The sequence below is a fragment of the Shewanella pneumatophori genome, from assembly GCF_023283895.1.
In the GTDB taxonomy this organism is placed as follows: Bacteria; Pseudomonadota; Gammaproteobacteria; order Enterobacterales; family Shewanellaceae; genus Shewanella; species Shewanella pneumatophori.
On the sequence record NZ_JAKILB010000007.1, the window covers coordinates 137,631 to 160,994 of the forward strand.

The window sequence follows — 23,364 nt, forward strand, 5'->3', positions numbered from 1 at the left end:
TGTTTTGAATACTGCTAATTCAAATTCATCTCGCCGCAAACCTTTGATTGCTTTTGGTGTTGTGGCTTCTATTGTGGCGCTGTTTGTGGCTTTAGTTATGGTTATGCCAAAAGGCTTTAAGGCAACCCATGAAGAGATAGGTACAGGTAAGCCTGCTATCGTTTTTGTTTATGATAATGGTTTGGCGATGAGCAACAGCCAAACTGAGCAGATGAATGAAGCCCGTGATTACCTCGGTGACTCGGTATATTTTTTGATAGCAACAACTGGCACGCCTGAGGGCGATAAGTTGATCCGCCAACACCGTGCTGATTCGGCAGAGTTATTATTATTTGATGCTTCAGGCGAGCTCACTAAAAGACAGTATGGCCTGAAAACTGCCGGCGAATTAGTAATGTGGGTAGAGTAATCATCATTTAATAGCCGCCAACATTGATAGCTATTAGGGAACTGAATATCCGGAAAACCATCCACCAGACATAAATGTCAAAGCGGATGGTTTTTTGCTTTACGGTTTATGCGTTATTAACCGTAAATACAAAGGTAAGCGGTTTGAGTCGCTACTTTTACTTGAAACTTTGCATCGCCAATTACGTTAAACTGCTCACCAGCGTTAAAGGTTTGCCATTCAGTTTGCCCAGGTAACAATACAGTTAGTGCGCCTGAGATCACTTGCATTACTTCAGGTGCAGCAGTGCCAAACTCATAATCACCTGCTTCCATTACGCCTACCGAGGCTGGTTTATCTGCACCAGCGAAAGAAATAGACTTAACCTGACCTTCAAAATATTCATTAACCGCTAACATTATAATTCCTCGTGATAAGAGCGTTGAACAAGGCTAAACAGAGTGAGTTTAGGGCTCATCATTCAACGGCGGGATAGTATCACTTGCTACTGCACAACAATACTCTCTAGGCGGTGACTGATATGAAACTAAGCAATGTGTTGCAAAGGCGACATTTGATAAAGAAATTTTTTTATATAACAGATAAATCTTATTGAGTGTGATCCCCTAGCTGTTACCTTTATTGTGGGCGAAAAAGTTGTAAATAGTTCTAAGGCAAAAGGCTTTATCTAAAACCGTAGAAATAGACAATTGTTCTATTGTTGAAAAGGATATTTTTACATTAAATTCAAAGTGTAATGCTAATGCGCTATGTTGACTTGTTACTCGCTTGTAATAAGATGTTTTTTCAAGGATAGAAAGACGGAGCAGAGACTTTATGGACGCCATGGTTAATAAGCGCAAAAAGCGATTCACTATTCGAGTGACCGTGGTGGGGATCTTTATTCTAGCAACTGTGCTAACCGCCGCCATTGCCATAGGTTTGCAGTATTATTTTAGTAAAGCAATGGCAACGGATTCTGCGGTGAAGCTTTATGATCTTACAGCTAAAAATACCAGCAGCTATTTAACGCAAGTCGACAATCAAGCGGTTAATGCCGTTCACTTACTTTCTAACCTCGATGCACTATCAATAAATGGTGGCGTAAACCTTGAAACTCGGCGTGTATTTGCCGAAATCATGCGCACAAATACACTGTTTTATGCGTTATATATTGGCACACCCAATGGTGATTTTTACGAATTAATTAATCTCGATGCGCATCCTATTATCAGAAAGCAACTCAATGCCTCTCATCTTGACCGTTGGGTAATGATTGAGATCCACGGTGAGGGAGAGCTAAGGCAGCGAACCCAGTCTTATTTTGACGACCAATTTACCTTGAGGGTTAAACGTAGTGAGCCCAGTGAATATGATGCTAGAGTGAGACCTTGGTTTATTAATGCTAACCAACAAACAGTTTCTAAAACTGAACCTTATTTATTTCAGCATCTACAATCTCCCGGGCAAACTTATTCAATTAAATTAGCTGAAACGGGCGCGGTATTAGCCTTAGATATTGCTTTATCAACGCTTTCTGATTACTTAGTAATGCAAGGAAAAGATGGCAATGCTGCTAGCGATAAAAAGATATATCTCTATAAGCAAAGTGGTGAGCTCATTGCGTCTAACCAAGTGCAGCAGACAACAATTAATATTCCTGCATCGCAGCCATTATCGTTAACAGCGAAGCAACGGGATCTGATCGCGAGAACTGAACCATTAAAGGTGTCGAACGAGACTGATTGGGCGCCCATTGATTTTGCCATCTCAGGCATGCCTCAAGGGTACAGTATCGATTTACTCAACCTAGTGGCTGATATGACAGGGTTAGAGCTTAGGTATATCAATGGTTTTAGCTGGGTTGAACTAACCGAAAAGTTTAAAAAACAAGAACTCGCGATGTTGCACTCGGTGATTAAAACCGATGAAACACGCTTACTCGGTCAGTTTAGCGATCCGTTTGTTGAACTACCTTATGCCATAGTGACTCAGCCAGACCTGGCGCCAATAACCCATATAGAGCAACTGTTTGGTAAGCAGCTCGCCATACCAAAAGGTTGGTCAATTGTTGAGGTCATTAAAACTAACTACCCACAAATAGAGGTGGTTGAAATGGCTTCAACCTATGCCGTGTTGCACGCAGTGGAAGAGGGGGAAGTTTATGCTGCGCTAGATAACAGCATTATTTTGCATTACACCGCCAAGCAATTTTTTGTTGAGAATATTCAATACCATGAGCAGGTTGGTTTCGCACCGCTGAAAGTCGAAACCGGCTTGCACATTGTGCTTGCTAAACATGACGCTGAGCTAATTGAGATAATTAACTTAGCTTTAGCCAATATTACCGCTGAGCAAAAACAGGCATTGAGTGCTAAATGGTTTGCTAGTGGTAAGAAACAAGACTTAACCACCAAAGGCACTGTACCTTTTGCTGAGCTAATTGAGCTTGCGAAAGCCCCCAGCAAACAGCGTAAATTAGTGCAGCGTGAGATCAATGGTGTTAAAGAGTTTCTGTATGTGACCCCTTTTGGTGGGAGTTCAGCGGGGAGCCAAGAATACTTTGCTATTGTCGTGCCAGCCCAAGAGCTGTTGGCGGCGAGTGTCGATAAAGTGCAGCAATCCATTTTGTTCACCAGTTTATGCTTATTACTGATTTTCCCCGTTTCTTGGGTTTTCTCATCGCCAATTATTCGACCAATTAAGTTATTAGAAAAAGAAAATAACAAGATTAAAAATCGTCAGTATGACGATGTCATTAAAGTGGATTCTAATATTACCGAGCTTGATGAACTGGCTCATTCGATGATGGAGATGTCGAGCTCAATTAGAGAGTATGAAGAAAATCAAAAAGAGTTAATGGAGTCGTTTATTAAGCTAATTGCACAAGCGATCGATGATAAATCTCCATATACCGCAGGACATTGTAATCGAGTGCCTGAACTTGGACTCATGCTGGTTGCTGCAGCTGAAAAGTCGCAAGCTGGGCCATTTAAAGACTTTAAGTTTAACTCACTCGATGAGCATCGTGAGTTTAGGATCGCTGCTTGGCTACACGACTGCGGTAAAATCACTACGCCAGAATATATTGTCGATAAAGGGACTAAGCTTGAGGCGGTTTACAATCGTATTCATGAAATACGCATGCGCTTTGAGGTGCTGTGGCGTGACGCTGAAATAACTTGTTTACAGCAAATCGCGTCGGATACAGATAACGAAGCAGGTTATCGTGCATTGCTTGCCAGCAAGCAACAGCAGTTAACTCAAGACTTTGAGTTTATTGCTACTGCCAATATCGGTGGTGAGTTCATGGGGCAAGAGTCTAAAGACAGGTTAGACGAGCTCGCGAGTATCACTTGGCAGCGCCACTTCGATGACAGGCTCGGTTTATCGCCAGTTGAAGAGCTTAATTTGAGCGAGCGCCTTAATGCTGAAGTTTATCCGGTAACTGAACAGCTGTTACGGGATAAACCTGAGCATATTATTAAACGTATCAGTGAAGTGAACTTTGATCCTAAGTTTGGTATTAAGATGACCATACCTAAGGATCAATATAATTTAGGTGAGCTGTATAACCTGTCGATCTCACGTGGCACTTTGACCGCAGAAGATCGATTTAAGATCAATGAGCATATTACTAGCACGATTAAGATGCTAGAGAATCTGCCGTTCCCACCAGAGCTAGCGCGGGTGCCACGTTACGCATCGACTCACCATGAAACCTTAAAAGGTACCGGATACCCACGTAAACTCAGTGCTGAGGACTTATCGATCCCTGAGCGGATCTTGGTGATAGCGGATATCTTTGAGGCATTAACCGCTGCTGATAGGCCTTATAAAAAGGCGAAACCGCTAAGTGTTGCGATTGATATCTTGTATAAGATGGCACTCGATGAGCACCTCGATATGGATCTCTTTAAGCTGTTTTTATCCAGTGGGATCTATCTAGAGTATGCCAATAAGTTTCTCGATCCGGCGCAGATAAATGATGTGGATATTGCAAAGTACCTAAACTGTAAAGCTATGGATAAAACTGCTTAGGGTGACTTATTGAGATCAAAATGCCGTGGTTTATCTTAGATTGACTGCGGCTTTATTCTTAGATGGCTTGTTCACTCCTTAATCAAAAAAAGTCATTGTTGAATATGGCTCAAGTGGTAGAATGCGCGCTCGGCGATTTGCGGCTAGAGCCATCAGCTGTCTTTGTGGCCAGAGGCATCACGTTTCTTTCACAGCATATCGCCTACAACACCCCATTATTCTTCACTATTAATTCGAGCATTTATGAAACGGATTTTATTGTTAACCCTGTTGGCACTTTCTAATCAAGCTGCTGCAGTTGAGCCACTTTTTGAAACGCCAAAAGATATGCAGCCGACTTGGATTGATGACATCCTGTCTGTATTTGGCGCAGACGGTGAGTTTGACCAAAGCAAAGCTATCGATATGAGCTATTTACCTACCGCGTATTACACACCAGAAAAGAAGTTTGGTGTGGGTTTGCTGATGGTTGGTCTATATAAAACTGATGGTTCATCAAGTGAAGAACAGCCTTCATCTATCGTACTTAACTCGTTTGTATCGATGAATAATTCTTACGGTGTTGAAGTTGAAAATATGACCTTTTTCAACGGGGGTAAACAGCGTTTGCAACTTGGCTTAGAGCTGCATAACGAAGCTGCGGTTTACTATGGTCAAGGGATTGAGCAGGGCAATATAGACGCTAACCATCATGAATTTGAAGAGCAAGTTTATAGTTTTAAACCTGTTTATATGACAGAAGTCGCTGACAACTATTTTCTGGGCCTCGGCGCTGACCTAACCTACGCTAGCGCAGAAAAATTAGAGCTAGTTGAAACTGGTTTGCCAGTTGATTCTAGCGATATTTTACCAAATAATTTTAGCACGGGTGTAAAGCTAACCAGTATTTATGACTCGCGTGATTACCGCTTAAATGCCACCCAAGGTTGGTTATTTCAAATCGATGCTGGGCTTTATCACAACAGCGAATATTCATCGTTTTCAACTTACGATGTTGAGCTAGCAAATTATATCGACCTAAGCCAAACCTCTTTGCTTAGTAATGCGCCTGGTTTGATTGCATGGCAAGTACAAGGTCACTTTACCGACGGCGATGTGCCTTGGAACATGCTGCCTGATTTAGGTGGTTCTGGTGCCATGCGCGGCTACATTAAAGGCCGTTACCGCGACAAGCAGATGATGATGGGCCAAGTTGAATATCGTCTGCCGATTTTCCAACGCTACGGTATGGTATTTTGGGGCGGAGTGGGCAGCGTGGCTGATAAGATGAGCGACTTAAATGAAGAGTTGCTGACGTCTTACGGCACAGGTTTCCGTTTTAAAATCAAAGATAATATCAATTTACGCCTCGATATTGGTGTAGGTGAAAACGAAACTAACTTCTATTTGAATGTGAACGAAGTTTTCTAGTATGCAAGCAACTTTGATCACAATGGCTTATTGCTGCATCAGCTTATTATTGTTGTTGGTATCGAGTGTTGCCGGTGCTGCACAGATGCCAGTCACACAAAATGCACAGGCGCAAACGTCTGTGCAGTGCAGTCGCCATGCTGAGTATGATATTTATCTTAGTGGCATCCATACCGGAAGCATGAGCCGCACTGAAACTTGGCAAGGTAAAACCGCGGTGGTTAATTCCATCAGCAAAGCCAGTATTTTGGGCATTGGCACTCAGTATCAGCAGCGGGCAGAGCTAGCTTGGTCAAACGAGCTTAATCAATGGCTTACGCAAAAGTTCCATCAAAAGGTTAGCGGCTTTCGAGCTCGCGATATGCATGCTAGTTTTAGCGCCAATGGGCTTGAATCTGAAGTGGATGTTGATGGTGAGCTAGACAGCTATCGTTCTGAGGACACTCCGCTGCGTGACGTTGATACGTTAGCCATTCAAATGCGAGAGTTTCTAATGCAAGGTCGGCAGCAGTTTCGCTTAATCCGCCAAGCATCGGATGCGATAGAACCGTATCAATATTATGTGCAAGACGCGAGGAGTAAAGAAATCGCACCTTGGGGGAAGTTAACTTTGATCCCCGTTGAGCAAACAGGGGCTGAGGAAGTGACTTACTATTTTGCCCCAGAGTTGGATTATCAGCTGGTTCAAGCTCGCTATCACGGCATTATCTTACGCGGTCTGATTGAGTTGAACCAGTACACTTCATCTTGCGATGAGAACGGCAGTTGAGATAATAAAAGGGTCTGCTAAGCGTAACTTTGCTGACCCTTATTAGGTGAGTTAGATTAAACTAAGCTAGAAAGTGTGTGGTTATCGCTTAGTTTTACTTTGGGAACCACAAGTATATTGCTTCTGAGTCGCTGCAATATTGATTCTGCGGTATTACCAATAATTTGCCCAAGAATGCCTTTGTGTTGCCGCACCCCCATCACGATATACTCTGCTTTTAAGCGACAACTGAGTTCAAATAGGCAAAGGTCGGCTTCACCGACTAATATATGAATATTGTCAGGTGCTAAGCCTATTTTCTCTAGCTCTTGCTTGTGTCTTTGGTAAGACTCTTTGACTAAGTAATGAGTATCGAGTACATCCATATCGCGTAACACTTTAGGTAATTGGATCACAAAGCCTAGGTGTAGTTCCGCTCCTGTTGCTTTAGCAAGCGACTTAGCTTGATTAATAACCGCTGTATTTAATTTTTGCTTTTCAGGATTATCACTGTCTAAGTCTACTGCCATTAAAATAGATTTAGCTTTATTGAGTAGGTTGTTACTCATCAGCATTAAGGGCACTTGGGTATTGCGGATGAGCTGCCAATCTTCAGGTTGAAAGTGCTCTGGCTCGGCTAAGGATTTGAGCATCATGGCGTATTCATCAGCGTTAACCTGAGCGCAAGCATGCTCACTGAGGTTTTTACACCAAATCGTATTATGTGGAACTTGCCCTGCATTGAGCTGGGTTAACTCTGTTTGCGCGGCGTTTTCTGCCTCGTTCAATATTTGCAGCCGCACTGACGCTGCGATACGGGGATTATAGTAAGCATCTCCGCTGAAGGATTCGTAGCAATAGCTCATCACCTCCGGACTTAAACCTAATTGGTTAGCGAGCAACACCCCAGCACTAATAACATCGCTTTTGGCTTGATGCTTTTGTGAAATGATAAACATTCTATCCATGAGTACACCCTCAAGATTGTTGAGATTGATACCAATCAGCATAAGAATTTGAGCGAGAAAATCTTTATTCTGATTGGTATCAGATTAACAAAATTGGTTATTTAGTCCTTGATCTTTATCATAAAAAAGAACAAGATTTATACAGTATCACTAGTGGTTTCGAGACGTATATGGCCGCTGACCAATTTATTCTCTCGCTATGTTTGATTCTCTTTTTTGGTAAACTATTTGGTAGCCTGTTTAAGTATTTCGGGCTGCCAGCTGTTGTTGGCGAAATACTGGCTGGGCTGGTATTAGGCCCAACATTGTTTAATCTTGTTCTCCCTCATCCTACTCTTGCTGTACTTGCCGAACTCGGCGTGATCTTGCTGCTGTTTTCCATTGGCTGTGAAACATCCATTAAACGTTTGCATCAAGCGGGTGGCCGAGCTGCCAAAGTCGCTGCGGTAGGGATCTTAGCGCCTGCGATTGTTATTGGGGTCAGTAGTGCTCTTTATCTCACTGACTCGCTGTTTACTGCAATCTATTTGGGCTGTGCATTAACGGCCACGAGTATCGGCATCTCTTTGCGGGTGCTCAATCAAGCCAAGCAAGGGCAAACCCCGGTAGGTAATATTATTTTGGGGGCGGCGGTAATCGATGATATTGCCGGAGTGATTTTGCTTAGTGTGTTGTTTAATTTTGCTAGTCAGGGAGCGTTAGACATTCCCAGTACCTTGTTACTCATCGGCAAGGTTGGTTTGTTCCTATTTTTAGCGCCTCCTTTAGCGCGGGCCTTACTGTATATTGCTAAAGCGCTAAAACCAGTGGCAGATAAGTCAGGCTATGAAGTGATTATTGCCATGGTGCTTATTTGCTTCTTTGCTTGGCTTGCACACGCGTTTGGCGCGCCTGCATTATTGGGCGGCTTTGCGGTAGGTATGGCCTTAAGTCGGCAATTTGTGTCACCGATTAACCACTATTTAGTTAACCCTTTTAGTTTTACTCACAAAATGGAGCAGTCGACTCAAGCCTTAGTTGATGTATTTGCACCGATCTTTTTTGTCTATGTCGGCATTAGCCTTGATTTAAGTCAGCTTGATTACAGCTTAGGCGGTATTTTACTGCTGGTTTGGTTATCGATATTAGCTATTTTCAGTAAGTTAATTGCTGGCTGGTTTGCTGCCGCAGCATGGCGAACGAAAATGGTGGTTGGCAGCGCTATGGTGCCTCGAGGTGAGGTGGGGTTGGTGTTTGCTGAGCTTGGGCTGCAAATGAATATTATCGATAGCAAGCTTTTTACTGAGCTGGTGGTGATAATTGCCATCACCACGTTAATTGGCCCTATGCTACTAAAATGGAGCTTGAAAAAGCTGCCCAATACACAAGAGAGTTAAGCTTAATATCTGCCGAGGCGCTTGAGTTTTCTGCACCAATTTGTAGTCGCTTTTACTTTGATTTAGCAAAGATAAAATTTAATTAATTATCGTTTTTGAGAAATCTCCAATATAAATGCGCTTAACTTTTATTAATGCGTAATATTTTGGAGCTATTGACCGAGCTGAGTGATGACATTGAACAATGATCTCAGTTGTGGAAGATAAAACACACGATGGAATTTTTGCTTGAACCACAAATATGGATTGGCTTAATTACCCTTATTATTATCGAGATCGTTTTAGGTATCGATAACCTTGTTTTCATTGCTATTTTAGTTAAAAAACTACCGCCAGAGCAGCGCGATAAAGCCAGAACAATCGGCTTGTCTTTAGCGCTAATTATGCGCCTTGGATTGCTGAGCATTGTTTCTTGGCTCGTGACGCTAACCCAGCCGCTATTTAGTATTTATGATTTAAGTTTCTCTACCCGAGATCTGATTTTAATCATTGGTGGTTTGTTCCTGTTATTTAAAGCGACTCATGAATTACATGAGCGTTTTGAAGGCGATATCAATCAACAGCAAGGCGCTAATGTTTATGCCAGCTTTGGTGTGATTATCGCGCAGATCTTAGCCCTAGATGCGGTATTCTCATTAGACTCAATTATTACTGCTGTGGGTATGGTTGATAGCTTAGCTGTGATGATGATTGCGGTTATTGTGTCGATGATTGTGATGCTATTAGCCTCTAAGTCGATCACTAACTTTGTTAACGCGCATCCTACGGTTATCGTGCTGTGTTTAAGCTTCCTATTGATGATTGGCTTTATCTTGGTCGCTGAAGGTTTTGGGTTCCATATTCCTAAAGGATATTTATACGCGGCGATTGGTTTCTCATTACTGATTGAGATGTTTAACCAGATGATTAGCTCAAGTCATGCGAAGCACGCAGAGCGTGTGCCACTGCGTCAGCGCACCACTGAAGCGATTTTCAGACTGATGGGCAGTAAGCATTACAACCAACATGATGACGATGAAGATGCTGAGCCTACTCCGGTAAGTTTTGGTGATGCAGAGCGTGAGATGGTCACGGGCGTATTATCATTATCTGAGCGAAATGTGCGTACGGTAATGACTCAAAGAAGTGAAACCGTATGGTTAAACACTGAAGATAGTAACGATAAGATTAAACAGACGATCAAAAACAGTCGTCACCAGATCTTCCCTGTGTGCACAGGTTCACTTGATAACTTAATTGGTATCGTGCGCAGCAAAGACTTGCTGTTGGGCATTGAAGCGGGTGAAAACTTAGCGGATATCGCAGCCGCTTTTCCTGCGTACATTGTGCCAGATAGCATTAACGTTATTCGTTTACTTGATGGCTTTAGAGAGTCGAGAGCGGGCATGGCGGTCTTGGCTGATGAATTCGGTAGTATTCAAGGTATCGTGACCCTACACGACTTACTCGAGTCGATAGTGGGTGAGTTCCCTGATATTGGTGAAACACCAGAGATCAGCGTATGTAATGACGGTTGGCTAGTAAAAGGTTCAACTTCATTACATGACTTAGAGTACCGCTTAGAGACTATCGGCTTAATTGATAAGCAGCAGGAATACATTACCGTTGCCGGCTTATTGTTGGCGCTGAATTCAACCATCCCTAAAGTCAGTGATGTGATTGAATTTGCAAAGCTGAAGTTTGAAATCGTTGAGGCTGACGAGTTTAAAGTGTCTTTGGTTAAGGTGAGTCACTTACCGGTTAATTAACTGGTTTGAAACAAAAAAGGGTCTGCATTGCAGACCCTTTTTTATGTCGTGCTTTACAGCATCAACAGATAAGCAATAAAGATCAGTGATAAGCCATAGATTATCGGGTGAACTTCACGGCCTTTACCCGCTACTAACATGGCAAATGCATAGCTGATAAAGCCCATGGCCATGCCGTTAGCTGGCGAGAAGCTTAAAATAGTGAACATAATGGTAAAGAAAGCGGCAATACATGATGGCTTATGATCCCACTGAATATTACCTAGGCGACCTACCATATAAATACCAACAACAATCATTGCTGGGGCGACAATTGCAGTAGAAAACATAGAAAACACTGGGTAGCAAAATAGTGCCAGTAGGAATAAACAGGCGGTTGCTACAGCGGCTAAACCGGTTTTTGCACCTTGGGCTGAGGCAATACCAGACTCTGAGAATGCGGTGATCGAGGTGGTGCCTAACACACTACCAATAACCGTACCGCCAGCGTCAGCAACCAATGCAGAACGTGCATTTGGCACCTTACCATCTTTATCGATAATGCCAGCATCTTTACCTACGCCAACAATAGTTGATAAGCCATCGAAAAAGTCGACAATAAAGAAAATAATCACGATAAATAGCAGATCAAATAGCTTATCAAGGGTAAGAAACTCAAAGTTAAATACCTTACCAAAGCTAGGCTCTATGCTTGGTGGCAGGCTAAACCAAGTTTCAGGAATAGGCGCAAATTTAGTGCCTAATACTGCGTCGCTTAACAGAGTTAGGGTAATTGAGGTCATAAAGGCGATAAACGTTGCCAGCTTGATATTGCGTACCATGCAAGCAACAGCGACAAATAAGCTGATAAAGGCAATGGCCACCTGCGGCTTACTAATATCCCCCATGCTAACCAGTACCACAGGATTTGCCACAATAATCCCTGCGTTTTTAAGGCCTAAAAAGGCGATAAACAAGCCCAAAGATACGGTAATGGCGAGCTTGAGATCTTCTGGGATCGACTCAATCATCTGTTTGCGGATCTTGGTCATCGAGAAGATCAAATACACCACACCTGATAAGAAGATACCGAATAGGGCTTCGTGCCAAATCAGTGCGACAGAGCTTGATGCCAGCATGCCTTTGAAGAATCCGTTCATGCTCATGCCCGGTGCTAACATAACCGGATAGTTGCCAAAGAAGCCCATTATCAATGTGGCTAATGCCGCTGCGATAGCTGTAGCGGTGAAGATAGCACCTTTATCCATGCCATCAATACTGCCTAAAATTGCTGGGTTCACTGCCAGAATATAGCTCATGGCTAAAAAGGTAATAAAGCCTGCGTACAGCTCAGTGCCAATATTGGCATTACGCTTAGAAAGCTGGAAGGTATTTTCCATAAAACGGGACTTGCCCGCACGTTGAAGTAAGCTAGAGATCGCCACAGTGATGCCTTATTAATGTTTATTGATGCGCTCTTTAAAGCGCTAAGGGTTCAATACATTTATTGGCAGATACCACTGGGCTGCCAAAGCATAATAGCCATTTGGCAACGGACGGTGATTGAGCTGTAGTCACAAGATTAGGTCTTGTGGTAGAGACTTCTGGACCAAATTTCCAGCGATATACAGCACAATAAATTGTTGGCGCGGATTGTACGCAAGCATATGAGTTGCGCAAACAATTGCAAAAAAAGTGTGCACTGGATCGCTGTTTTTTCAGCGAAGAAAAACAGTAATGGGGTCAAACCTTAACTAAGTGGTTCGAATCTATGGTTGACTACAGCAGGTTAAATTAACTCAGTTGTTCAGGCCTCTTGTGGTGTGAATTAGCGTTTGCTTTGAGTTTTTGATTAATGCTGTTAATCAGCGCTGGAGCGACTGACGCGACAATCATGCCGCCCATCAACAGGTATTGATACCAAGAGAAAGATTCACCGAGTAACAGCAGACCCGTGACAATGCCGGCAATGGGATTCGCGATACCACCAAAAGTAAAATCCACTACGCTCATACGCTGTAATAACCATACGTATAGACCGTAACCCAGCACAGTATTGAGCAGGATGATCCATGCCAGTCCTGCACTACTGCGCCAATCGATTTGTTGCACGGCGGCAATATAGGTGTCGCTCTGATAACTCGCATGCAATGCCGCAACAATCAGCAGTAAGCCACCGCCGATAATCAATTGCCAGGTCAGCACAGTCCACCAATGAATGCGGCTGCCAAGTGTTTTAGTGATAGTGCTGCCTATGATGATGCAGCTAATGGCGGCCAACATAGCAACTAAGCCAACTGGGTTTAAACTGATAGATTGTGGATCAAATAGTAACCAAGCAAATGCGATAATCATCGCTCCCGATAAGGCTTGCAGTAGGTTAGGACGCTGTTTGCTCACTAGCCAGTGAAATAGCATGGCAAAAACAGGCACAGATACCATGCCGACCCCCGATATTGCTGAAGGTAGGGTTAGCGCCATGACAAAAATAAGGCTAAAGAACAGCGCAATATTAATTGCACCGAGTTTGAGTAAAATCGGCCAGTCAGTTTTGCTCGGTAAGCTGGGTTTTATCAACAACAAAATTAACCCTGCCGGTAATGCCCGTAGGGCACCTAAAAGTAGTGGCGGCCAGTCAGGTAGCGTGAACTGGGTTACTGCATAGGTTGTTCCCCAAACAAATGCGGGGATCATGGCAAGGACAATATTCATAAAATACCTTTTTATAAAGTATCTTTATGTGAAGATACTTTATTGTGGATCGCGGCTTTAGTTTTGTAAAGAATCTTTTTATGAAGTATCTTTGCGTTAAGTTTATTTGGCGCTATGCGATTGAGGCGAAAGAAAGCAAAAAATGGAAGATATTGATAAGCTGGTGGCGCAATGGGGCAAAGAAAAGCCGCACTTAGACACATTACCCATGGCGATTTTTGGCCGCATAATGCGTTTGCAAAAACATATTGAAGCGCAAATTGCAGCTTGTCATAAACAGTATGGCCTGACGATGGGAGAGTTTGATGTACTCGCCACCTTACGTCGTTCAGGTGAGCCACACTGCTTGACGCCTTCGGCATTATTGTCAGCGATGATGCTGACTTCTGGTGCGATGACCAATCGCTTAGATAAGCTTGAATCTAAAGGTTTAATTGAGCGGGTACACAGTAAGGAAGATCGTCGTAGCGTGTCTGTTGGCTTAACTGAGCTGGGTTTTAATACCATAGATCAAGCCATTGAAGAGCATGTGAAGGTGCAACATCAATTAGTTGAGCAGCTATCTGAGCAGCAAAAACCAGAGTTAAACTCGCTGTTAAAAACCTGGTTAGCCTCTTTTGAGTCCTAATACCAAATAGTATAAGAACTTGCTCTACTCAGAGCGATTTTGGCAAACAAATTCAAGGCGAATAACTGAATTAGTTTGCCCTTGTGAAGGTATAACAACAGCGCCAAGGCTCAAAGGTCAGCAAATTGCTGACCTTTTTTATGCCTGATAGTCATGGCCATCTAGGTTGGCTAATTGACTGTTTTATAATTGGTATTACTCACAGTTTGGAATCCATTCCGCAGGTATAACTCTTGGCTTTAATTAATCCCGTCCAAAATAAGTCTGCCGAAACAGGAAAGCTATTTGCTATGAAAGCGCTTGGATTTAAACAAACCATTACCTTGGCCATTGTGGCATTAGTCTCTGCTAGTTTGTTAATTGCAAACTGGCTCTCATATCAATCGCTTAAGCAAGACACTATCAATTATGTACAAACCAGCTCACGGACGATGACTCACTATGAAGCCACAACAATAGCTGATTGGTTTAACAATAAAGCGACAGCAATAGTGACGCTGGCAGAGCAATATAAGCGTGGTGAGTTACATCAATATGTAGATTTTGCCCGCTTTACCAAGCAAGCAAGTGGTCTGTATTCCGTGTTTTGGGGATTTGAGGATGGCAGCTCTTATGCCAGTGTTGCTGATGATGCGGTGTGGCGTGATGGCGTTGCAGACACCACTAAGTATGACCCTAGGCCGCGTGGCTGGTATCAGCTAGCTCGCGCAAATTCTCAAGCTGTGCTGACGGATATCTATACCGATGTGGTGACTAAGCAGCCAGTGATTTCAGTGGTAACAAATATAGGCGATGGTGTGTTATCGGGAGATATTGGTCTTGAGATATTAGCTGATACGGTTGAGCAAATAGAGTTTCCCGGTGCGGTTGCAGCAATTATCGATCATCAAGGTAAGGTGTTAGCTTCGTCCTCTTCACGTTTTGAAGTTGGCGCCAGCCTTAGTGACTCAGGACTTAACCAGTTACAGCGGAATATCGTCAATAGCAACACCTATAGTGGTAGTTACCAAAACGACGGTAAGCACAACTTAGTCTTTAGTGAGTCGATCCCTTTACTTGGAGATCAACAGTGGTATTTGTTTATCAGTGTTGATGAAAGTGTGGCTTTTGCAGGTTTAAATGAGTCGCTTAAAGATGCGATTTTAACCTCTATCGTTATGTTGCTAGCCAGTATTGCTTTGGCTTTATCAGTTCTTAATCGTTTATATCGGCCGATTTTACACCTTAAGGAGGTTGTAATTGCCCTGTCGAATGGCCAAGCAGATCTAACTAAACGTTTGCCTGTGACCAGTAAGGATGATTTGGGAGAGATAGCCTCCGGGATTAATCGGTTTGTGGCCAATCTACAAGAGTTGATGCAACAGGTTGCCAGTGGTTCACGAGAAATTGCGCAAAGTATTCAGCATTTACATCAACATACCGATGATAATGCTAGCGTACTTAACCAGCATGTAATGGAAACAGAGCAAGTGGTTACCGCAGTGGAAGAGATGAGCGCAACGGCAATGGACGTGGCTAACAATACAGCTAACGCTTCTCAGGCTGCGGTGTTAAGCAATAATCAAGTGACTCAAACAAATGCAATAGTGGTTAGCACCCAGCAAACTGTTGAGCGTTTGATTGAGGATGTTGAAGCAACCGAGCTTAATATCAGCAATGTCGCTCAAGATGCCATTAGCATCACTAAAGTCTTGCAAGTGATAGGTGATATTGCCGAGCAAACCAATTTACTGGCACTGAATGCTGCAATTGAAGCGGCAAGAGCTGGTGAGCAAGGTCGTGGCTTTGCTGTGGTCGCTGACGAGGTGCGGGCGCTGGCAGCCAGAACTCAAGTGAGTACCACTGAGATCGCGCAGACTTTGGATCAGTTGCAAACAGGAGTGAACAATGCAGTGAATGCCATGAAGCAAACTAAACATACCTGCGAACAAGCAAGCGCTGCGACAACTGAAGTCAGTGATAACTTGGCAAAAGTGGTTGAATCAATCGTTGAGGTTAACGACTTAAATACTCATATTGCCACTGCAGCTGAAGAGCAAAGCGCGGTTTCAGACGAAGTCAGCCGTAATATGAATGCCATCCGTGACATGGTTGTGTTGCTAGATGACAATGGTAAGTCAACATTGGAAGAAACCGATAGGTTAACGACTGCCAACCAAAAGCTAATAGCAGTTGTTGATAAGTTTACAGTAGCCTAAATTCAACTCCCCTCTATACTTATTGATATTACGGTTAGCGATATCGCTAACCGTTTTCTTTTTAATTAGCAGCTCCCCTTAGGCTGCATGCCGCAGCAGCGAGTGCCTCACAAACCTAGCCAAATTTAGCTTAATTTAAGCCACCGAAGTGGATAGCGCGGCATAAATCAATTGTTATTAACAGACTAGTATTTGAATTAAGTTGAATATATATTTTAATGTATATATGATTTTGCGTATGTTTGGTGGTTTAATTAAGGTGTACAGTAATTGGATGCTACTGTTTTAAAGGGTTCAACGGAATAACTGACTTAAGTAAACCTCATAGAGTAGAGGGGATAAGTGATGATAGTGATCCACCACAATCCAGAGTGTGGCACATCAAGAAATGTGCTTAGCGTGATCCAGCAAGCTGGCTATGAGCCAGTTATTATTGATTACCAACAACAAGGTTGGACTAAACCACAACTGCTTGGTTTATTCGCTGCGGCAGATCTAACGCCAAAAACAGCGTTAAGAGTGACTAAGTCACCCGCCAAAGAGTTAGGCTTGCTTGAGGATAATGTGTCTGATGAACAGATTTTAGCGGCAATGCTGCAATATCCAATCTTGGTTAATCGCCCGATAGTGTGCACTCCTAAAGGGGTTAAACTATGTCGTCCAAGCGAAGCAGTACTAGATTTGCTAGATAAATGGCCAAAAGGTCCATTCAGTAAAGAGGATGGAGAGTTGATTATCGATAGTCATAACCAGCGCGTTAGTACTTAACACAAAATGGCGATTGTTAGCTGTTAACAAAACAAGGCCTTGTCATCCTCTACAAGGCCTTTTTGTTGAGCTTAAACTAAATTCAGCACCCAGCCCATAATAGTGAATGACACTAGCAATAAGCTAAATAGAATCGCCAGTAAACGCCACTGCATCACCTGCTTTAACATGACAAACTCAGGAAAGCTTGCGGCAACCGTACTCATACAAAATGCCAATGTAGTACCCAGTGGCACACCTTGTACGAGTAGGCTTTCCATCACTGGGATCACGCCAGTTGCGTTAGCATATAGCGGGATCCCCATTAATACCGCCAGTGGTACAGACCACCATTGACCATCGCCTAAGTTAGCTTCAAGCCAGCCAGCGGGCACAAAACCATGTAGCGCAGCGCCTAAGCCAACCCCGATAATGACCCACTTCCACACTCGGCCAAAAATTTCGCTGGTTTCAGCTTTGGCAAATTGATGGCGCTGTTGCCAACTAATGGCTGTGGATTCAGGCATTGCTTGGCTGGTTTGTTGCGATGATTCTCGCCCCATAGCATAGGCTTTAGCAGCTAAAGGTTGCAGCCAGCGTTCAGCTTTGAGCAGATCCAGTAACGCGCCACCAATAATACCGATAGCAATGCCGGTAACGACGTAAAGTAAGGTGATCTCAAAGCCCAGTAAGCTAAACAACAGCAAGATCGCGACTTCATTGATCAATGGTGAAGTAAGCAAAAATGCCATAGTGATGCCGATCGGGATCCCTGCTGAAGTAAAGCCTAAAAATACAGGGATACTCGAGCATGAGCAAAACGGAGTGATAGCACCGAAACCTGATCCTAAGCCATACCCTACGAGTTTGGGTTTGCCAGCCAAATAACCACGAACTCGCTCAATATTAAGTGACGCTCGCAGCCAAGCAATGCTGTAGATCATGACGATCAGTAGCGCAAAGATCTTACTGACATCTTCCACAAAAAAATGGATCGCTTGGCCAACTTGGGTTTGGTTAGATAGGCCGAAACAATCATAAACCAACCAATCTGCTAGCGATGTAAACCATGCAAACATTGACTTACTCCAGAAGGGGAATGAGGTAAAACCAACAGTAATAGATACCTGCGGCGATAAAGATGATGCCTGAGAGCATTCGTGCAAAGCGCTCTATCACAGTGATCTTGTTGAACAGACTGCCAATTTGTACTGTGCCCACTGCCAGTAATAGGCTGACGAGTAATACAGGCATGGCTGTTCCTATGCCGTAAGCTGCTGGGATCCAAAAGCTAGATTGCTGCGCAACAGCAAGTGGCAATAACGAGGCAAAAAACAGCGCTGCGGAGGTGGGGCAAAATGACAAGGCAAATAAGGCCCCTAACGCCAACGCACCGAGTTGACCCTTTTTAGCTAACTTTTGCTGTAGCTGGTTTGAGATAGACCACTTGCTACTTGGCAAGCGGATCCAGCCGAGCAAACAAGCACCAACAAATAGCAGTACAGGCCCTAGTAACATGTTCATTTGCGTCTGCAAAAAGTTAGACAACTTAGGCGCAGACATGGCGCTATGAAGTAGCAAGGCTGCCAGTAAAATGTAACTCAGCATGCGGCCAAGGCTATATGCAGCCCCCATCATTAGCGACTTTGATGGTTTATCAACTTGTTTGCTAAGAAACGATACCGCAGCAACATTGGTTGCTAAAGGGCAGGGCGAAATGGAGGTGAGCACACCAAACCATAACGCACTGGACAGTATCAACATCCACTCAACCATGACGAGCAGACTCTATTGCTGGCAGTAAAGCCACTTGCTTGTGAGTGATCTCGCCAATTTCACGATAAATATAATTGGTGAATTTCTGCTCATCAGTAAACAACTGCCAGACAGCGTCTAAGCGGCGATAATCAACGACCTTGCCATTTTGCTCAATTGCTAATACCACTGAGCGGGTAATGAGTTGAAAATCATCAATGTAGTGATCGTTTCCTTTAGACTCTAGGTTGACCATTTGTAGCTCGACGACACCTTGTTGTAGTGACTGCTGATAACCTTGTTCAATGGCTGCTTTGGTGTATTTTTCGATCAACTTGCACGAGGTGCAACGGGCATTACCATGAAAGTAGTACACTTTTAACACTTGGTTATCGCTAAGCTTCACTGCGGGTGGTGGCAGGGCAAGTTCGCTGGCGGCTTGCGATGGCACTGACGCTAAACAGAGTAATACGGCAAGTGGCATCAGCCACTTAGAAACACGATTAACGATATTCACTGGAAATTCCTTCTCTTGAGTACGCTGAATTAAATTTGGATTCTTGGGTAATGGTTACTTGTCGTTAAGTAGCTGTTGGATTTCGGCTTTAGAAGGCACATTGCCGGCAGTGATCACAGTGCCGTCAATCACGATTGCTGGAGTCGACATCACGCCATAATCGAGAATTGCCGCCATATCGGTGACTTTCTCGATGCTAAAATCAAGCGCCATGTCCGTTGCTACTTGCTCGACATCTGCAGCAAGATTGGTGCACTTTTTACACCCACTGCCTAGGATTTCAATTTTCATTTTGTTACCTCATTAATTGTTTGATGGTTTAACACTGCTGTTTCGTTCAAGACTTTTATTTCGTTCAAGACTTTTATTTCGTTCAAGACTGTTGGTTCTACTTAGCTCAAGACAGTTGCTACGCTTTATACAAGCGCGGCTTGCTCTGGGCGTTGTTGTCGATGACGCTTTCAACGCAAGTTAATGTTTTTAATAAACAAGGCGTTTCTAAGCGGTAGTAGATCTGTTTGCCGTCGCGTCGGCTATTTACGATGCCTGCTTGGCGCAATAGTGATAAGTGCTTAGACACAGTGGAAATATCTGCATTGACCCCATCAGTGAGTTCACAGACACAACGCTCTTGTTGCTGTAATTGCTCGACTAGCCATAGGCGAGTTGGGTGAGCGAGCGCTTTTAAAACCGTTGCCCGAGCCTTGAATTTTTGTTGCTCTTGTTCAGTCATCTTTTTATCTAAAAAAATGTATATATAAAAAAGTGTATATTTGGCAAAATAGCCAAATGTCATCTGCTGAACAAGTTTTTTGCTTATTAGCTATTCAGTTTCGTGATCTATGATTCAATTTGGTTGGCTTTGTGAACAAGGGGAAGTTGTAGCGATTGGCTTGATTTAGGATTCAGCGTTAACAAAAAAAACGCCTTGCAGCAAGAATCCACAAGGCGTTTAGAGTGATCTTGGTTGCCGCTGTTTAGCTATGAGCTAGCAGAGCCGTTTACAGACAGAGCCATTAACAACCAGACTTATTACTTTTGCAGTTGGGCTTTTGCTGCTTCAACTTTTGCAAAGTCTAAACCTAGCTCTTCAACCGCTTCTTTAATCAAAGCCGGGTTTTGCATAACAAGACCCATAAGTTGTTGAAGTTTTTCAGGTGGAATACCTAGTTGACCAATCACTGCCATAGCCATCATTGGGTTTTCTGTCAGGGTTTGGAACAGCTCTTTAGCTTGTTCGTCACTGACATTATGCTCTTTTAAGATCGCAAGGATCGGGTTCATTGCATTACCTTTGTGAGTATGAAAATTTAAATAGTGGCTAATTCTAACACTCATCTTTGCTTAAGGTGGAGCGTGTTTTATTGCTCTATGTTGAATGTATGTATATAGCAATGAGCAATGAGTTGAGTTTTGCATCAATTTTAATCGATTAAATCACAGTTTATTGATGTGTTTTGCAAAGTTAGATAATGATTATATTGCTAATTTTCAACCTTAGTTAAGCTGCGCAGTCGTTGGCGTATAACGTCGTATTATTGCTAGGAAATAGCTTACATGGAAAACTCACAAGCAGGCCTGAGTCATTATTTATCTGGGCTGTTTTTAAAAGATAGAAGCGTTAGCAAACGGGTATTCAACTTAGTGATTGGTTTGGTGCTAATTTGGGGCTTTACCACTAACTACCTGACGGTTGTTTACTTTCCGACAGAGTGGATTAATAGCATTAACCCTTGGGTTATATTGATCGGTTTTTTGGTTTTTTCGACGTTAGGCTTCCTGATTATGTTTCGTTATGAGGCGCCACTATATAGCTTCTTGGGGTATAACATACTCACGTTAAGCGTCGGTTTATTGCTGAACTTGGCTTTACAAGAGTTCTCCTACAGTGAGATTGTCACCGCGATTCAATATACTGCGACGATTACCTTGTTAATGATTATTACAGCGACGCTGATGCCGAATTTATTTATTCATTTTGGTAAGGTGCTGGCAGTGATCACTGGCTGGATTTTGGTGATTGAGCTGAGTTGGTTAGTTATTTTTGGCCATAGCCATGAGACTATTCACTGGATTGTAGCAGCTTGCATGTGTGGCTATATTGGCTATTTCTGGGCGACTGCTAGCAAGTACGGTGATACATTAGATCAAGCGATTGATTTCGGTGGCATGCTTTATATGGAGATCATTAACCTGTTCTTACGTATATTACAGTTGATCTCAAAGAAATAAGTTTATCGCGCTAATAAAAGCACAGCTTAAGCTGTGCTTTTTTGTTTAGGTATTAAGCCACTATAGTGGATTAAGGTAGGCTTTCACTGCGGTCAATCGTACCGTTGCCCCGCCAATAATATCGAGAAAGCCTAATATCGACAGCGGTTTATCAGCACTTATCCAAGCTGAGCCGGTTGCACCAATAGGTAACATTGCCATGGTGGCATCATCCACTTCTAACACGACTGTGCGACCAACAGGCATAGAACCAAAGTTGATGTGGCGCGATACCATTTGCTCGCGTGGTAAAATATCGCCCTGCGCTTCACCTGTGGCTTCAACCTTGCTGTGTACTTTCGCTCTGAATATTTGCCCTGGGTAAGCATCAATATAAAACTCGGCAAACTGCCCTGGTTGAATATAGGCAAATGATTGATCGGGAATACGCATTTCGACAAATTTACGTCCTGTATCCCACAAGTGCATAGCGCCAACTCGTGAGCCATCGGCGATATAAACATGGGTGACCATACCGTCAAATGGTGCTCTAACCTCTAGACGTTTTAGCTCAAATTGCTGTTTACGCAACTGGGCAAACTGCACTTCTAGCTGGGCATGTTGCACCTTAAGCTCAGCTTTTATTATCTCAACATTGTCCTGTGCATTTTCTAAATCACGCTCGCTAACATGCTCGCCAAGCTCTGCTTTACGCTGGTAGGTACGTTTAGCTTGGGCAAGTTTAACCTCAGTGGCTTCGATACTGCGCTCAACCTCGGTTATTCTGGCATTTATCTCATCGATTGCGCTGCTTACCTTGTCATCGACTAAGGTATAGAGCAGCTCACCTTTAGCCACATGTTGGTTGTGGTCAATGGCAATGGTATCGATTTGTTGGCCAATCGCTGGTGACAAAATCGCATGAGGCGCTCTCACTGTGGTGGAGTTGGTTAAATCGGCTGGAGAGTAAAAACGGTGAGCTAAAAACAAGCTTAACGCTATGATGCAGCCAACTAAAACGCTAATAAAGTAGTTACGTGGTCTGGTTTTTATCACTTTGAACTTAAACAGTAACCAAACAATAAAAATATACGGCAGCATTATCTCTTTCATGCGCGAGTCCCTCTAATCCACTCTTGTGCTCTATCCCAGTCGGTGACGATAGCGATAACAGCAAGTACCCATAAAGGCTTCCAAAATAGACCTAACATACATAGCCAAAAAATCAGCTTGGCTTGTTGCATGCCGCGTTCTTTGGCGAGGTATTTAGGCAGTGAATGTAAGTGCCAAAGTTTAAGAGCTATCCAACTAAAAATACCTAGGGTGACCAAGGTAACAAACCACATAAAAGCAACGGAGTCGAGCAGCGTCATTACACTGGGGAGATTTTCATAAACTAGGTTGGTGTCGTGGATTTTCATTCAACTCTCTTAATCAATGTTTGATCGGTTAAGGCTTAATACGCATGCAATATTAGCGTTTGCTAGCTGAACCCAAGTTGAACTCCTTATTTAGATAGCGTCAATAAACTGAGTTTTGAGACAGGCACTGCAAAAAGTCGACTAATTTGATTTTATGTAAGTTTTTTGGCATTTCTTTTTGAAAATATATTTTGTTGGTTGTTTTTGTTGGTTAAAACAGACTTTTATTGGTTATGGTGCTAGTTAGATTTTAATTCTGTTTATTTTTATCTGATTTTTATCAATATGTTGGTTGTCAATATTTTGTCTTTGATGGTTTTGTGATTTTTATGGTTATAAGTTGGTGGTTAATCGATATATTTAGATTTACAAAATTAGGATTACAGCTAATAATCCGCCAGATCTTACAAGTTGCACTTTGTGCACTTGCTGAAAAAGGCAAAACCTGTGAAAGCAGGTGACGCAAAGCATCCAGCCTAAGGGGCAACCTATGGCAGTGGCGCTACCACAAGTGACA

Annotated in this window: 22 protein-coding genes and 2 riboswitches; of the genes, 10 read left to right on the forward strand and 12 right to left on the reverse strand. The window is 43.1% G+C overall.

Annotated features, from left to right (window positions below):
* Nucleotides 1–4: 4 nt before the first annotated feature.
* Nucleotides 5–409: a hypothetical protein gene (locus L2740_RS12660; RefSeq protein ID WP_248950547.1), complete on the forward strand. Its 405-nt coding sequence runs from the start codon at nt 5–7 to the stop codon at nt 407–409.
* Between the two features lie 116 nt (nt 410–525).
* On the opposite strand, the gene ppnP is transcribed toward L2740_RS12660, so the two are convergent.
* Nucleotides 526–807 (reverse strand): pyrimidine/purine nucleoside phosphorylase, encoded by a 282-nt coding sequence (gene ppnP / locus L2740_RS12665; RefSeq protein WP_248950548.1) that lies wholly within the window; start codon nt 805–807, stop codon nt 526–528.
* A 418-nt stretch (nt 808–1,225) separates the two neighbouring features.
* Here ppnP and L2740_RS12670 point away from each other — a divergent pair, with 418 nt between their 5' ends.
* From L2740_RS12670 to L2740_RS12680, 3 genes are all read left to right on the forward strand, one after another.
* The gene (locus tag L2740_RS12670) at nt 1,226–4,429 is read left to right on the forward strand and encodes an HD domain-containing phosphohydrolase (RefSeq protein ID WP_248950549.1); all 3,204 of its coding nucleotides are present in this window, start codon (nt 1,226–1,228) and stop codon (nt 4,427–4,429) included.
* A gap of 243 nt (nt 4,430–4,672) precedes the next feature.
* Complete coding sequence (locus tag L2740_RS12675; RefSeq protein ID WP_248950550.1) at nt 4,673–5,839, forward strand: BamA/TamA family outer membrane protein; 1,167 nt, start codon at nt 4,673–4,675, stop codon at nt 5,837–5,839.
* An 85-nt stretch (nt 5,840–5,924) separates the two neighbouring features.
* A complete protein-coding gene (locus L2740_RS12680) occupies nt 5,925–6,608 on the forward strand; it encodes a hypothetical protein (protein ID WP_248950638.1) in 684 nt (227 codons plus the stop codon).
* A 56-nt stretch (nt 6,609–6,664) separates the two neighbouring features.
* On the opposite strand, the gene L2740_RS12685 is transcribed toward L2740_RS12680, so the two are convergent.
* Entirely contained in the window at nt 6,665–7,555 is an 891-nt protein-coding gene (locus L2740_RS12685; protein ID WP_248950551.1) for a universal stress protein, read from the reverse strand.
* A gap of 170 nt (nt 7,556–7,725) precedes the next feature.
* Here L2740_RS12685 and L2740_RS12690 point away from each other — a divergent pair, with 170 nt between their 5' ends.
* Both L2740_RS12690 and L2740_RS12695 read left to right on the forward strand, forming a co-directional pair.
* The gene (locus L2740_RS12690) at nt 7,726–8,931 is read left to right on the forward strand and encodes a cation:proton antiporter (RefSeq protein ID WP_248950552.1); all 1,206 of its coding nucleotides are present in this window, start codon (nt 7,726–7,728) and stop codon (nt 8,929–8,931) included.
* Between the two features lie 215 nt (nt 8,932–9,146).
* Nucleotides 9,147–10,679: a TerC family protein gene (locus L2740_RS12695; RefSeq protein ID WP_248950553.1), complete on the forward strand. Its 1,533-nt coding sequence runs from the start codon at nt 9,147–9,149 to the stop codon at nt 10,677–10,679.
* 53 nt (nt 10,680–10,732) lie between these two features.
* Here L2740_RS12695 and L2740_RS12700 read toward each other — a convergent pair whose 3' ends face one another.
* Both L2740_RS12700 and L2740_RS12705 read right to left on the reverse strand, forming a co-directional pair.
* Nucleotides 10,733–12,103, reverse strand: a complete 1,371-nt coding sequence (locus L2740_RS12700; RefSeq protein ID WP_028766513.1) for an NCS2 family permease — start codon at nt 12,101–12,103, stop codon at nt 10,733–10,735.
* Between the two features lie 106 nt (nt 12,104–12,209).
* A riboswitch (purine riboswitch) is annotated at nt 12,210–12,309 on the reverse strand.
* A 143-nt stretch (nt 12,310–12,452) separates the two neighbouring features.
* Nucleotides 12,453–13,370 (reverse strand): EamA family transporter, encoded by a 918-nt coding sequence (locus tag L2740_RS12705; RefSeq protein ID WP_028766512.1) that lies wholly within the window; start codon nt 13,368–13,370, stop codon nt 12,453–12,455.
* Between the two features lie 142 nt (nt 13,371–13,512).
* On the opposite strand from L2740_RS12705, the gene L2740_RS12710 reads away from it, so the two are divergent.
* From L2740_RS12710 to L2740_RS12720, 3 genes are all read left to right on the forward strand, one after another.
* Nucleotides 13,513–13,998, forward strand: coding sequence for a MarR family winged helix-turn-helix transcriptional regulator (locus L2740_RS12710; protein ID WP_248950554.1), 486 nt, complete (start codon nt 13,513–13,515; stop codon nt 13,996–13,998).
* A gap of 233 nt (nt 13,999–14,231) precedes the next feature.
* Nucleotides 14,232–16,196 (forward strand): methyl-accepting chemotaxis protein, encoded by a 1,965-nt coding sequence (locus L2740_RS12715; protein WP_248950555.1) that lies wholly within the window; start codon nt 14,232–14,234, stop codon nt 16,194–16,196.
* Nucleotides 16,197–16,541: 345 nt separating this feature from the next.
* Nucleotides 16,542–16,964 carry an arsenate reductase family protein gene (locus L2740_RS12720; RefSeq protein WP_248950639.1) on the forward strand — a complete coding sequence of 141 codons (423 nt, stop codon included), beginning with the start codon at nt 16,542–16,544 and terminating at the stop codon, nt 16,962–16,964.
* A 71-nt stretch (nt 16,965–17,035) separates the two neighbouring features.
* On the opposite strand, the gene L2740_RS12725 is transcribed toward L2740_RS12720, so the two are convergent.
* The 6 genes from L2740_RS12725 to L2740_RS12750 form a co-directional block, all read right to left on the reverse strand.
* Nucleotides 17,036–18,022 (reverse strand): permease, encoded by a 987-nt coding sequence (locus tag L2740_RS12725; protein WP_248950556.1) that lies wholly within the window; start codon nt 18,020–18,022, stop codon nt 17,036–17,038.
* Between the two features lie 4 nt (nt 18,023–18,026).
* Nucleotides 18,027–18,707: an aromatic aminobenezylarsenical efflux permease ArsG family transporter gene (locus L2740_RS12730; RefSeq protein ID WP_245603074.1), complete on the reverse strand. Its 681-nt coding sequence runs from the start codon at nt 18,705–18,707 to the stop codon at nt 18,027–18,029.
* Between the two features lie 4 nt (nt 18,708–18,711).
* On the reverse strand, nt 18,712–19,215 hold the full coding sequence (locus tag L2740_RS12735) for a nitrophenyl compound nitroreductase subunit ArsF family protein (RefSeq protein ID WP_051435549.1): 504 nt from the start codon (nt 19,213–19,215) through the stop codon (nt 18,712–18,714).
* A gap of 54 nt (nt 19,216–19,269) precedes the next feature.
* A complete protein-coding gene (locus tag L2740_RS12740; RefSeq protein WP_028766506.1) occupies nt 19,270–19,506 on the reverse strand; it encodes a thioredoxin family protein in 237 nt (78 codons plus the stop codon).
* A 118-nt stretch (nt 19,507–19,624) separates the two neighbouring features.
* The gene (locus tag L2740_RS12745; RefSeq protein ID WP_248950557.1) at nt 19,625–19,948 is read right to left on the reverse strand and encodes an ArsR/SmtB family transcription factor; all 324 of its coding nucleotides are present in this window, start codon (nt 19,946–19,948) and stop codon (nt 19,625–19,627) included.
* 299 nt (nt 19,949–20,247) lie between these two features.
* On the reverse strand, nt 20,248–20,499 hold the full coding sequence (locus L2740_RS12750; RefSeq protein ID WP_248471200.1) for a DUF2999 family protein: 252 nt from the start codon (nt 20,497–20,499) through the stop codon (nt 20,248–20,250).
* 273 nt (nt 20,500–20,772) lie between these two features.
* On the opposite strand from L2740_RS12750, the gene L2740_RS12755 reads away from it, so the two are divergent.
* Complete coding sequence (locus L2740_RS12755; RefSeq protein ID WP_248950558.1) at nt 20,773–21,447, forward strand: Bax inhibitor-1 family protein; 675 nt, start codon at nt 20,773–20,775, stop codon at nt 21,445–21,447.
* A gap of 60 nt (nt 21,448–21,507) precedes the next feature.
* On the opposite strand, the gene L2740_RS12760 is transcribed toward L2740_RS12755, so the two are convergent.
* The gene (locus tag L2740_RS12760) at nt 21,508–22,539 is read right to left on the reverse strand and encodes an HlyD family secretion protein (RefSeq protein ID WP_248950559.1); all 1,032 of its coding nucleotides are present in this window, start codon (nt 22,537–22,539) and stop codon (nt 21,508–21,510) included.
* The gene (locus tag L2740_RS12765) at nt 22,536–22,847 is read right to left on the reverse strand and encodes an Mg2+ and Co2+ transporter (RefSeq protein ID WP_248950560.1); all 312 of its coding nucleotides are present in this window, start codon (nt 22,845–22,847) and stop codon (nt 22,536–22,538) included. Before L2740_RS12765 ends, L2740_RS12760 begins: the two co-directional genes overlap by 4 nt.
* 427 nt (nt 22,848–23,274) lie before the next feature.
* A riboswitch (cyclic di-GMP riboswitch) is annotated at nt 23,275–23,357 on the forward strand.
* Nucleotides 23,358–23,364: the final 7 nt, after the last annotated feature.